This is a genomic window from Glaciimonas sp. Gout2 (genome assembly GCF_035018905.1).
Taxonomy (GTDB): Bacteria; Pseudomonadota; Gammaproteobacteria; order Burkholderiales; family Burkholderiaceae_D; genus Glaciimonas.
The window spans coordinates 116,262-128,238 of the sequence record NZ_JASJXA010000009.1; the positions used below are offsets into that span (position 1 = coordinate 116,262).

9 protein-coding genes and 1 pseudogene are annotated in these 11,977 nt (G+C 50.1%); 6 read left to right on the top strand and 4 right to left on the bottom strand.

Annotated elements, in window-relative coordinates; genetic code table 11:
• Positions 1-130: 130 nt before the first annotated feature.
• Together QN379_RS08945 and QN379_RS08950 are read left to right on the top strand one after the other, a co-directional pair.
• The gene (locus tag QN379_RS08945; protein WP_322234999.1) at positions 131-610 is read left to right on the top strand and encodes a DUF494 domain-containing protein; all 480 of its coding nucleotides are present in this window, start codon (positions 131-133) and stop codon (positions 608-610) included.
• A gap of 379 nt (positions 611-989) precedes the next feature.
• Positions 990-3,683 (top strand): DNA topoisomerase III, encoded by a 2,694-nt coding sequence (locus tag QN379_RS08950; protein ID WP_323506497.1) that lies wholly within the window; start codon positions 990-992, stop codon positions 3,681-3,683.
• A 120-nt stretch (positions 3,684-3,803) separates the two neighbouring features.
• Here QN379_RS08950 and QN379_RS08955 read toward each other — a convergent pair whose 3' ends face one another.
• A complete protein-coding gene (locus QN379_RS08955; RefSeq protein WP_323506498.1) occupies positions 3,804-4,421 on the bottom strand; it encodes a GspH/FimT family pseudopilin in 618 nt (205 codons plus the stop codon).
• Between the two features lie 560 nt (positions 4,422-4,981).
• On the opposite strand from QN379_RS08955, the gene QN379_RS08960 reads away from it, so the two are divergent.
• Together QN379_RS08960 and QN379_RS08965 are read left to right on the top strand one after the other, a co-directional pair.
• Positions 4,982-5,161, top strand: a complete 180-nt coding sequence (locus QN379_RS08960) for a ribbon-helix-helix domain-containing protein (RefSeq protein ID WP_322235008.1) — start codon at positions 4,982-4,984, stop codon at positions 5,159-5,161.
• A pseudogene (locus QN379_RS08965) lies at positions 5,161-5,570 on the top strand (putative toxin-antitoxin system toxin component, PIN family). The gene QN379_RS08960 and the pseudogene QN379_RS08965 overlap by 1 nt, the downstream one beginning before the upstream one ends.
• A gap of 304 nt (positions 5,571-5,874) precedes the next feature.
• Here QN379_RS08965 and QN379_RS08970 read toward each other — a convergent pair.
• The 3 genes from QN379_RS08970 to pip all read right to left on the bottom strand — a co-directional run bounded on the left by QN379_RS08970 (position 5,875) and on the right by pip (position 9,226).
• On the bottom strand, positions 5,875-6,417 hold the full coding sequence (locus QN379_RS08970) for a methylated-DNA--[protein]-cysteine S-methyltransferase (protein ID WP_322235010.1): 543 nt from the start codon (positions 6,415-6,417) through the stop codon (positions 5,875-5,877).
• Complete coding sequence (locus QN379_RS08975; RefSeq protein ID WP_323506499.1) at positions 6,414-8,042, bottom strand: DNA-3-methyladenine glycosylase 2 family protein; 1,629 nt, start codon at positions 8,040-8,042, stop codon at positions 6,414-6,416. The genes QN379_RS08970 and QN379_RS08975 overlap by 4 nt, the downstream gene beginning before the upstream one ends.
• Positions 8,043-8,257: 215 nt before the next feature.
• Complete coding sequence (pip, locus tag QN379_RS08980; RefSeq protein WP_322235013.1) at positions 8,258-9,226, bottom strand: prolyl aminopeptidase; 969 nt, start codon at positions 9,224-9,226, stop codon at positions 8,258-8,260.
• A 277-nt stretch (positions 9,227-9,503) separates the two neighbouring features.
• Between pip and QN379_RS08985 the strand changes: the two genes are divergently transcribed.
• Positions 9,504-10,715 (top strand): pyridoxal phosphate-dependent aminotransferase, encoded by a 1,212-nt coding sequence (locus QN379_RS08985; protein ID WP_323506500.1) that lies wholly within the window; start codon positions 9,504-9,506, stop codon positions 10,713-10,715.
• 628 nt (positions 10,716-11,343) lie between these two features.
• Positions 11,344-11,883 carry a fimbrial protein gene (locus QN379_RS08990; protein ID WP_322235017.1) on the top strand — a complete coding sequence of 180 codons (540 nt, stop codon included), beginning with the start codon at positions 11,344-11,346 and terminating at the stop codon, positions 11,881-11,883.
• Positions 11,884-11,977: the final 94 nt, after the last annotated feature.

The window sequence follows — 11,977 nt, forward strand, 5'->3', positions numbered from 1 at the left end:
TTTCGCAAAAATGCCCCAATTGGGTTGTATCCTGGCAATCCACGCGGCCCAACCTCTCCTCGCTGATTGCTGTTTTTGCAAATAGTTTTAGCAACTTGTTTTAGTCCAATCTTAGCGATACAGTAGAACCATGTTTGAAGTCCTAGTTTACCTATATGAAACATATTACCGTCCCGATGCCTGCCCGGAACCTGAGGCCTTGGTCAGGAAACTGACGGCAATTGGTTTTGAAGATGATGAAATTACCAAAGCGCTTGGCTGGCTGACTGATCTGGCTGTAAGTAATCACTCTTACGCTGACCGCTATCCTCAGCAAACTGCATTTTCATTTGGCATGCGGATATACGCGCCGCAAGAAATGGACGCACTTGGCACAGAAGCAATAGGCTTCGTTCAGTTCCTTGAGTCAGCTAAGATGCTCAATCCGGTACAGCGCGAAATCGTCATCGAACGTGCTTTAGCCGCAGGGGAATCGCTAATATCACTCGATAAGCTTAAAGTAATCGTGTTGATGGTGTTGTGGAGCCAAGGCAAAGAGCCGGACGGATTGATGTTTGATGAGTTGTTTCTTGACGACGATGAAGACCCGGAACCGCGCCTGTTGCATTAGAATTGGCAGCGCAGGCTTCTTCGACCATTAATTGTAAGCAACGGCAGCGCTTGCCGGGCTTGCGATATTCCCAATAACCCGCTTATCATTGGCCGCTTAATCACTGCCGTATTCTATGTTGGCTGTTATAGTGTGCGAGAGTTGCCTTTTGGTAAGCTAATAACTCCTTTCGATAACGCTGTATTTCGCAGTTGTTTGGACCGAGTTGTTCCGACCCAGCTGTTTCAATCCGGCCGATTCAACCCAATTGTTTTAGCCCGGTCGTACCAACGTAGCAATGATTAAGTTCTGCATTTCACCGACTAGTTAAACGAGTATTTAGCTGTAACATGCGCCAACTCATTTGATGGGAAAGCGCGCCACTTTCGAGACCATATTTATGAGCAAGACCCTCATCATCGCCGAGAAACCTTCTGTCGCGAACGATATCGCGAAGACGCTTGGCGGCTTTACCAAGCACGATGAGTACTTTGAGTCCGACGAATACGTGCTGTCATCAGCTGTCGGTCACCTGCTGGAAATCGCCGTACCTGAAGAGTTCGATGTCAAACGCGGAAAGTGGACCTTTACCCATTTACCGATGATTCCGCCGTATTTCGCGTTGAATCCGATCGCCAAGACCGAAGCCAGATTAAAAGTACTCAACAAGCTGATCAAGCGTAAAGACGTCACCGCACTGATCAATGCCTGCGATGCCGGACGTGAAGGCGAACTGATTTTCCGCCTGATTGCGCAACACGCCAAAGCCAAACAGCCGGTCAAACGCCTTTGGTTGCAGTCAATGACGCCGGGCGCTATCCGCGATGGTTTCGCCAATTTGCGTGCCGATGAAGATATGTTGCCATTGGCCGACGCCGCCCGTTGCCGCAGTGAAGCTGACTGGCTGATCGGTATCAACGGTACCCGCGCAATGACCGCGTTTAACTCGAAAGAGGGTGGTTTTTATCTGACCACCGTTGGTCGCGTACAAACGCCGACACTCTCGATCGTGGTCGAGCGCGAAGAGAAGATTAAAAAATTCGTTCCGCGTGACTTCTGGGAAGTGCGGGCAGAGTTTATCTGCGCCGCCGGTATTTATGAAGGTCGCTGGCTCGATACGCAACACAAAAAAACCGAGAATGATCCCGAAAAACGCGCCGAGCGTTTGTGGAGTCTGGCTGCCGCAGAATCGATTGTTGCGGCTTGCCGCAACAAGATGGGCAACGTCACCGAAGAATCCAAGCCAACCACGCAAATGGCGCCGGGATTATTCGACCTGACCAGTTTGCAGCGTGAGGCTAACTCGCGCTTTGGATTCTCCGCAAAAAATACGCTCGGTCTTGCTCAGTCTTTATATGAGCGCCACAAAGTCCTGACGTATCCGCGTACCGATTCGCGCCATTTGCCGGAAGATTATCTGAGCACGGTCAAAGAAACGCTGGAAACCGTGTCGGAGAACAACAACTATCAACAGTTCGCCGCGCAGATTCTCAACAAAGGTTGGGTCAAGCCGAACAAGCGTATTTTCGACAATAGCAAGATCAGTGATCACTTTGCGATCATTCCGACTACGCAGGCACCGAAGAATCTGTCCGAGCCTGAGCAAAAATTGTACGATCTGGTCACCCGGCGCTTCATGGCGGTGTTTTTCCCTGCCGCTGAATTTCAGGTGACTACACGCTTTACGGAAGTTTCCGGTCATCAGTTCAAGACTGAAGGCAAGGTCATGATCAATCCGGGATGGCTGGCGATTTATGGCAAGGAAGTCGCGGACGAAAAAGATGCAGAAAACAGCGGCACATTAGTTGCCGTGGCCAGCGGCGAGAAGGTCAAGACCGACAAAGTCACAGCCAACGGATTAGTCACCAAACCGCCAGCGCGCTATACGGAAGCCACGCTGCTGTCCGCGATGGAAGGTGCTGGCAAGCTGGTTGATGATGGTGAACTGCGCGAAGCCATGGCCGGTAAAGGTCTGGGCACGCCAGCCACGCGCGCGGCCACTATCGAGGGTTTGATCTTTGAACGCTACATGCTGCGTGAAGGCCGTGAGTTAATTCCGACCGCCAAAGCGTTCCAGTTAATGACGCTCTTGCATGGCCTGGGTGTTGACGAATTAACCGAGCCTGAGTTGACCGGCGAATGGGAGCATAAGCTATCGCAGATGGAAAAAGGCAAAATCACGCGCGAAGAGTTCATGCGTGAAATTGCCCAGATGACCCAAACCATCGTCAAGCGCGCCAAAGAATACGACAACGACACGATCCCTGGCGACTACGCAACATTGGTTGCGCCGTGTCCAAATTGTGGCGCTGTAGTCAAAGAAAATTATCGTCGGTTTGCTTGTACAAAATGCGAATTCTCAATGAGCAAAACGCCGGGAAGCCGCCAATTTGAAATTGCAGAAGTCGAAGAGTTGCTGATCAATCGGACTATCGGCCCGTTACAAGGTTTCCGCTCCAAGATGGGACGTCCGTTTGCGGCCATCCTCAAAATCAGTCGCGATGAAGAGATCAAGAACTCAAAACTTGAGTTTGATTTCGGTCAAAACGACGAGGCAGGCGAAAACGGTGAAGGCGTTGATTTCACCGGTCAAACGCCCGTAGGACCATGCCCAAAATGTGGCAACGGCGTATTTGAACTGGGTCTTGCGTACGTTTGCGAGAAGAGCGTCGCCAAGCCGAAAGAATGTGATTTCCGCAGCGGCCGCATCATCTTGCAGCAAGAAATCTTGCCCGAGCAAATGGCGAAGTTGCTCAATGAAGGAAAGACCGATTTGTTGCCGGGCTTTGTTTCCCAACGCACACGTAGGCCATTCAAGGCATTTCTGGTCAAAGGCAAGGACGGCAAGGTCAGTTTTGAGTTTGAAGAACGGAAGCCAAAAGCACCGGCTAAAGGGAAGGCCAAAGCGGCAGTCGTTGATGGTGACGCAGATGCTGATACAGCAGACGTCGCAGTGGTCAAAACCGCGGCCAAAAAAGTCGTCGTAAAGAAAACTGTGGTGAAAGCGGCTGCCGTGAAGAAGGCCGTCGCCAAGAAACCAGCAGTTAAAAAAGCAGTGGTGAAGCGCGTGATCGCAAAAGCCAAAGCGGCATAATTGCACTAACATGTAGTTAGGTCGCGATTATCGATGCGATAGCATTACAAAAAGCCGTCAGTGGCAACGCTGGCGGCTTTTTGTTAAGGCGTTTTCTTCTGGCGCTGCTGCGTTTAGCTATTAGCAAACAGGATCGGCAGCGCCTGTTTTGCGGACGACTCGTGCGAGCCCAGTAACCGAAATACATACGCGTCGCGCAAATTTGGTGCCGGGGCTGAATAGAACATTAAACAATGTATAGCGGTATGAGGCCGAAAGGGCGCCTGTCGCGCTGTATACCACATATGAGTGTGAGCCGGTAATTGTGGTCATGCTATTGGATGTGAGGCTGTGGAAAAGCCTTATTACTGGCTCGGTATCAAAACGGCCAATAGAAACGTCTACAATCCATCCTTGAGACCAATCGCGCTCAATGAGCTCATAATCGCCGTCCGGATCATAATCGTGTCCCCGTGATCGGCTGTTGTAGCTAGCGCCACCGCCGCGACACACAATTATGTTAGGTCTGTCAGGCATGACAATGTCGTAAGCCGCGCACACTCTTACCATTCGACCCCGCATAATCGCCTCTGATCGGGCGAACCGATTCGCGGCCAAGAACAACTTGACGTTACTGGCGACGCGGATATCAGTCACAAAATCACGCATGGATGGCAACGCTACCGCTACCAGAATTGCGACCACCGCAATCGTAATAATTAGTTCGACCAGCGTAAAACCTTTGTTCGGACTAAGCATAATGGCTACCTTCGTAGGTGCAACAAGCAAGTAAGAGGGAGGAAAAACAGGGCGATGTTATTTGCGGAGAAACTGCAAAGCGATAAAGATCACCCACGATCCGGCGCAGAAAGGCATGTCTTTTTAAGAAGATAGAATGCTCATTCTGCAGGAAAGTGCTGTGTAAAGATTTAAGAAAAATCTGAAAATGGGGGGAGACTTATCTATAAAAATAGATTGAGTACTAGCGCATTTTGGACGAAGTGTTTTGGAGTGGGCCGGATTTTCAGAGGCACGGCCTGAAAGTCAATTTTGTGACCGTAATTTACGCATTATAAAAAAGACAAATCGGCGGTGATCACGCTGAACCGCATTTAGCCTGTTTTTCAGTCAAGATTTGCAGGTTGTGGAAAGGGTAGTAAATTCTCGTATTCCACATAAACTTGAGCGGAGTCTCAGCTTGGTGCATAAACACATAAACACATAAACACATAAGCAGTTATACGCCTAAGAAGGAAATAATTATGCGCCAAATACGCTGGAATATTGCGGTTTCGCCGGACACAGATTAATCGCTTCGTATGTTCCTCGCTAGTCGGGGTGGTCGAAAAGGTGATCTTTCCCGGTTTATTGAGGAGGCCGTTCGCGCTCATATTCTCGAGCTAACGGCCGAGCAGACAAAAATGGCCAATACGGGCGTGAGCGAGGTCGATCTGACAGCCATGGTTGATGAAGCCGTGCAATGGGCCCGGAACCACTGATGCGGGTGGTACTTGATACGAAGGTCTTATTGTCCGCACTTATTTCCCCTCATGGCGCACCAGACGCGATTATCGGGCTTGGCGCGCAGCGAAATTTGAAGTTGTCAATTCATTGGTGCAACTTGATGAATTGCGCCGCGCCAGTCGATACCCCAAATTCAAAGCAGTATTGCAACCCCATCAGGTGGGCACGATGGTCAACAATTTTCAACGGGCAATTGTTTTAGATCGACTCACATCAGACGTTGAGGCTGATGACCCGAATGATGCGTTTTTGCTCGCTATGGCGCTCGCAGGCGATGCTGACTATCTGGTGACTTGAGAGCGGCGGGCGGGTCTATTACAGAGAGGGAGCTTTGGTCGAACACGGATTCTTACTCCCAGCGGATTCCGCCCCGAAATTCTTTAATATTGCAAACGATGTAAGCGTCGCTAACAGGGCAGTCAATCGCAGAATATTTGAGTCTCTGCGCCGCTTTAGGGGGTTGCGGAATGTTGCCAAAAAGAAGTGCAAACAATGACACTTCCTTAAGCGATCGGCATTTCAACATAAATTGCCCCACATTTTTGATCAATTTTTAAGTCAGGGTTTGCCGGTTGTCGCTTTTTGAAACACTCGCAGCCCGACACTTAGAAAAAATGATCCTCTACTTCGCTAGGCGTTAGTGGCAGCTAATCGGACGTGAATCATCTAATGCCTCCTGTTCCTTGGCTCAGAACAGATCATCATGCGCTTTGTGATCGGTAGCGCCTTCCAGCCGCAACAAGAAGCCTTTCCGCTCCAAGCCACCCGCATAGCCGGTTAGCGCCCCAGAGGCTCCTAAAACCCGATGGCAGGGCACGATAATGGAGACCGGGTTGCGCCCGATTGCCGTGCCGACCGCTCGCACCGCATTGGCCCGCCCGATCTGCACGGCATGCTGACCGTAGGTGGTCGACTGGCCGAAAGGAATGGCGATTAAGGCGTCCCATACGGCGCGTTGAAACGCCGTTCCATGCAACGCCAGCGGCAGATCAAATTGCTGACGAACGCCTGCGAAGTATTCATCTAACTGCTGTGCAGCTTCTTTGAGGTGCGGATGGTCGGGCGCCAGTATCCATCCATCTTTTCCCTTGAAATGACGGTGCACCTCAAAATACATGCCGCTGATACCGGCGTCGGTCGCTGCGATCAATAGCGTGCCAACCGGACTGTTATGGGCGACGTAATAAGTGACATCGACGGTTTTGAGTGTGTTTATCGATACGGTATTCATAGTGTTTGCCATAAAAGTAATGCCGCGTAACCGCGCCATGGTGACCATGCGGTAGCTATCGCGGCGAGTTGTTTTTCAGTCAGGCGACCGCCAGCTTCGGCCATCGCTTTTTGTAGTCCCAGATCGCCAGCGGGAAATGCATCCGGAAAGCGTAAAGCGCGCAGAGCAATATAGTGGGCGGTCCAGTTGCCGATTCCCGGTATCGCGGTTAATTGTGCGATTGTTTCGGCGAGCGTTGCACCGGGTCTGGTGGGTAGATTTCCATCGGCTGCATGCGCAGTTGCATAGCGCGCCATATTCCGGATAGTCTCAGCACGCGAGGTCGGAATACCAATGCTTGCCAGTGTAGACGCAGGTAAATTCGTCAGCGTTTCTGCGTCCGGAAAATGATGTGTGATTGTAGGAAAGGGCGTCTCGCATAATGACCCGAATCGACTCACCAATCGTGCCGTCAATGTGCTCGCGCCAGCTACACTGACTTGTTGCCCTAGTATTGCCCGCACCGCAAGCTCAAAAGGCGCAAACGTGCCCGGAACTCGAATCCACGGTTGGCGATGTTGAACGGATTGCCCATCAATGCGGTTTGCCAGCGCTGGGTCTAAGCGTAAATGCGCAGTGATTACCGCGGGGTTGGCATCCAGATCAAACAGATTGCGCAGCCGCGCCAGAATCGGCATTAGCATCGGGGTCAGTGTCGGCGAAATCTGTACTTCCAATTGTTGCTGTCTGGCGAGGTGCGTCACGCGCAGCCAGCCGCTGACGTTGTCGAGTCGGATACTACGAATGTAGGCCGGACTGGCGTGTGCCAGTTGCACTGCTTCGACGCCTGCAATCAGGCGTGGCTGCAAATACTGCAAGATAGAAATCCATTCCAGCGGCGGGCGATACGCCAACCGCACAGTCACCACATCTTCCATCGGATTTGAGTGTGCGGTACCAGGTTTATGCTGTCGACGCAATGCGGTCGGTGCCATGCCGTAACGTGCGTTAAAGAGGGCGTTAAAGCGCCGGATACTGCCAAATCCGGCGGCGTCGGCCAGCTCGGTCATGGATAAGTGGGTTTCCTGCAATAGTTTTTTTGCAAATAAAAGACGCTGGGTTTGCGCCAGCTCAACTGGTGAAACGCCGAAGTGTTGCAGCAAAACCCGCCTTAACTGGCGGGAAGAAAGCCCGACTTCTGCTGCCAATTGCTCAAGTCGGCCGCCCTCGGTATTTTTATCTTCTGTGCTATTGGTGATGCTACGATTGTCGCTGTTGCGGTTCAGCGCACCCGCAGTAATGCGTTGCCACACTGCATAGGCCAGATTTTGTTGCAATGCGTAGGGCGCTAATTCTGGACGACAACGAAGACATGGGCGAAAACCTGCGGCTTCTGCCGCTGCTGCGCCTGTATAAAATGTGCAGGACGAAGGGCGCGGTGTTTTGGCAGTGCAGATTGGGCGACAGTAGATTCCGGTAGTGCTGACACCGACAAAAAAGACGCCGTCAAAGCGACTATCTTTGGCAGCCAATGCGCGATAGCAACTCTCATCATTGAGCGGTTTGGTGCTTGATTCAATTTTGGTGTCGATGATTGGTGGCGGCAATAATGACGTACTAAGTCGATGTGAAAGTAGAGTTTTCATGCTCTATTTATACGCCGTAGGGAAGTTGGCGTCTAGCCGTTTTCGGACGCGTAAATAGACGCCTGGAATAACCTATCTGACGTTTTGCGCTACATTAAATCATTGCGAGCAATTAATCCTGCTTGCTCGCAATGGCTTGATGGAAAATACTTGCGATGAACGATGGTAATCGAATAGTCGAATAGTCGCGTAACGACTATCGATGGCTTTATTATTTAATGATTCGCGAACCGATCGGTGGCCCTGATTAATTGATCCAAAATGCCCGGTTCCGTGACAGCATGACCAGCATCAGCAATCATTATCAATTCGCTGTTTGGCCAAGCGTTATGCAACTCCCAAGCCGTTTGTGGTGGACAAATGATGTCGTATCGGCCCTGCACAATAATGCCGGGAATATCCCGCAGTTCTCCGGCATTCATAATCAACTGATCGGGCGTAAAGAATCCCGCGTTGACGAAGTAATGATTTTCGATCCGCGCTACCGCCAATGCATGATGCGCTTCAGCAAATTCTTCCACAAATTGCGGGTTCGGTAGCAAGCTAATCGCATGTCCTTCCCACGTACTCCACGCTTGTGCCGCAGCGAGTTGGGTTTGCTCATCGCCGTCATTCAATAGCCGATGATACGCCGCCATCAAATCGCCTTGCTCAGCCACTGGCACAGGGGCGATAAATTCTTGCCAGGCTTCCGGAAAAATCATCGATGCGCCACATTGATAGAACCAGTCAAGTTCTTGCTGTCGTGATGTAAAAATTCCCCGCACGATCAATTCGGTAACGCGCGGCGGATGCGATTGTGCATAAGCTAGCGCCAGCGTGCTTCCCCATGAGCCGCCAAAGACTTGCCAGCGCTCAATTTTTAGCATGATGCGCAACCGTTCAATGTCGTCGACCAGATGCCAGGTTGTATTCGCCTCAAGATGCGCGTGGGGTTTGCTGCGGCCGCAACCGCGTTGATCGAATAGTACGATCCTGTACCGTGCCGGATCGAACAGTCGTCGGTGATTGTCATTGCAACCAGCACCCGGGCCGCCATGCAAAAACAAGACCGGCTTACCGGCAGGATTGCCACATTCTTCCCAATACACCTGATGACCGTCTCCAACTTCGAGCATGCCTTGTCGGAACGGAGCAATCGGCGGATAAAACCCTCGTAGATTATTTGTACTTAACTTGTTCATATCCACTCCATCATCAATAGCCCTGAGGAGATGAACAATAACTGAAATCGGCCAAAATAGTAAAAAAACGCACAGAGTGGCCCACAGGATAAAAAATCAAAGATGTTCGGAAAACAGCGTTGCAGGATGCGTTACACTTGGTTTTGTTCAAATTAGTGCAGTGTCGCGTAGGCTCATTTAGGTTCATTTAGGTTCACGTCGTCAGCGCTTCCTCTTCATAGCGCAGAATGATCGGGATTCGTTTCGCTTCATTTGTCATTTCTGGAGTCAGAAGTCTATGGTATTGTCACCTTCTCCTAGCGCCCGTTTAGTCGTTCAAAGTCTTGAAGCCTCACGTATCCGTGAAGTGGCAAATGTTGGCATTGGACGCAGTGATGTATTGCCTTTCTGGTTCGGGGAACCGGATCAGGTAACGCCAGCCTTCATTCGCGATGCCGCGAAAGCAGCGCTTGATGACGGCGATACGTTCTATACCAGCAACTATGGCATACCGCCGTTACGTGAAGCGCTTGCTGGCTATTTATCCGCATTACATCAACCACTGGACGCTAGCCGCGTTGCCGTCACTTCCTCTGGCGTATCGGCGCTGATGTTACTGTCTCAACTGATTTTGAGTCCGGGTGATCGGGTTGTGGCGGTCACACCGTTGTGGCCCAATGTCGTCGAAATCCCTAAGATTTTAGGTGCTGAAGTCGTGCGTGTGCCACTACAATTTGGCGAGGTATGGGATCTCGATATCCAGCAATTAATTGATGCACTGACGCCAGGCACAAGGGCGGTGATGATTAATTCCCCCAACAATCCGACCGGTTGGGTGATGTCGCGTGCGCAACAGAAAATCGTTTTGGACCATTGCCGTCAGCACGGCATTTGGATCGTCGCGGATGATGTGTATGAGCGGGTCGTGTATCGCCCATCCATAAGCGGACGGTCCAACGATACGCAAGCCCATGACGATAAGCTCTGCGCGCCTTCGTTTCTGGATATTGCGGAACCCAATGATCGACTTATTTCATCCAATAGTTTTTCAAAAGCGTGGTTGATGACAGGATGGCGTCTGGGTTGGTTGGTCGCCCCGCCGACCTTGATGACTGATCTGGGTAAATTGATCGAATTCAATACCTCGTGTGCGCCCGGATTTGTGCAACGTGCGGGTATTGCCGCCGTTGAACGCGGGGACGATATTATCGCCACTACTATTGACCGCTATCAAACCGCGCGCGACTTTTTATATCAGCGCCTCAATGCGTTGCCGGGTATTACCGCGCCGTTGCCCAAAGGGGCGATGTATTTATTTTTCCGCTTGGATGGCGTTACTGACAGTTTGGCATTGTGCAAACAACTGGTGCGTGATGCTGGCTTGGGATTGGCTCCGGGAAGTGCATTTGGTCCTGAAGGTGAGGGCTATATTCGTTGGTGTTTTGCCAGTTCGGTAGAACGTCTCGCATCTGGCGTGCAGCGGTTAGAGAAGTTTTTATTAGCACGATGAAGGCGTTATCTTTACGCTTTTAATCCTTCTGCCCGATAACAAAAGGTCACGCATCATTGGTCTTGGCAATCGCAAGACCAATTTTTTTGTGTAACTGGTGACGTATCGTGCCATTCGCTGGTGTATCGATTTTCCAATTTGCGTGCAAATTTGTTTGGCAATTCCGTCCACCAATTCCCCCGCTAATTCATCTCCTGATTCATCCAACGATTCGCCCACCAATTTTTACCTCCAATCGGCGCTCAGCCGGTTTGAAACAACCACATCCAGCCATTTCAAATAGTCAACGGTCAAGAGCCCTTCGATTGCTAAGGTAATTCTCGCCGCATTGCTCTCTCTTTTTATGACATCCCAAGCGGTGTTAAATGTGCAACGCCTCATAGGAGGCGAAAGCCTCATTTTGATCTGCAACGATTTTTTAATCTTCGTTTTTTTGTTAGTTGTCGCCAAAAAAGTATCTACATAGACTGATATTTCTGTATGCATTTTCAGCAAAGTCTTATCTCTTATTAGAATTCTCTGATGTTTTTTATCATTTCAAATCTTTACTATAGAGCGGCTTTCTTCCCGGCGAATTTTTCTCGCCAGACGCATTTTACTGGAAGCTTACATCACTTAAGGGATTTACATGAAACTGAAATTAGCCGCAACTATCGTCACTTTGACTTTCGCAGGTATCGCATCACAATCAGCCATGGCTGCGGGTATTCCTGATGGTCAAGTTGCTTTTTCTGGAAAAATTGAAGCGACTACTTGTACCAACAAAGGTATGAACTATGTGAATCTGGGTACGCTAGCACTAAGCGATGCTTCGATGAAAAAACCAGGCGATAAAGGTATCAACAATCGCTTTTATATCGATCTGGAAAACTGCGACACGACTGCAATGAAAAATGCAACCGTGCAATTTTCTGGCACTACCGATTCGATTGATGCTGCATTGCTGGCAGTCGATGTCGGTAACGGTAAAGGTCAAGGCGTTGGTGTTCAAATTATGGACGTAGATGGCGCATCAATTCTGGGTGCTGACTCGCGTGCGTATCCATTGCTCGACGGTGTTAACAAGCTGCCATTCGATGCACGTTTTGTTCGTACCATGGCTGAAGCATCACAAATGATTGCTGGTGATGTTACTGCTGTTGCGCAATTCAACATTACTTACAAGTAATCAACAGGCTATCAGTAAAACAGCATTGGTTCAGCATAAATCCAGCTTAAATTCAGCTTCAAAATAGCTGAAAGATAGATGGAAAATTGCTGCA

Bases quoted from the DNA above. Each gene is read 5' to 3' on its own strand.
- QN379_RS08970 (WP_322235010.1), bottom strand. From the start codon at position 6,417: ATGAATACCGTATCGATAAACACACTCAAAACCGTCGATGTCACTTAT.
- QN379_RS08945 (WP_322234999.1), top strand. From the start codon at position 131: ATGTTTGAAGTCCTAGTTTACCTATATGAAACATATTACCGTCCCGAT.
- QN379_RS08960 (WP_322235008.1), top strand. From the start codon at position 4,982: ATGTTCCTCGCTAGTCGGGGTGGTCGAAAAGGTGATCTTTCCCGGTTT.
- QN379_RS08950 (WP_323506497.1), top strand. From the start codon at position 990: ATGAGCAAGACCCTCATCATCGCCGAGAAACCTTCTGTCGCGAACGAT.
- QN379_RS08985 (WP_323506500.1), top strand. From the start codon at position 9,504: ATGGTATTGTCACCTTCTCCTAGCGCCCGTTTAGTCGTTCAAAGTCTT.
- QN379_RS08975 (WP_323506499.1), bottom strand. From the start codon at position 8,042: ATGAAAACTCTACTTTCACATCGACTTAGTACGTCATTATTGCCGCCA.
- pip (WP_322235013.1), bottom strand. From the start codon at position 9,226: ATGAACAAGTTAAGTACAAATAATCTACGAGGGTTTTATCCGCCGATT.
- QN379_RS08990 (WP_322235017.1), top strand. From the start codon at position 11,344: ATGAAACTGAAATTAGCCGCAACTATCGTCACTTTGACTTTCGCAGGT.
- QN379_RS08955 (WP_323506498.1), bottom strand. From the start codon at position 4,421: ATGCTTAGTCCGAACAAAGGTTTTACGCTGGTCGAACTAATTATTACG.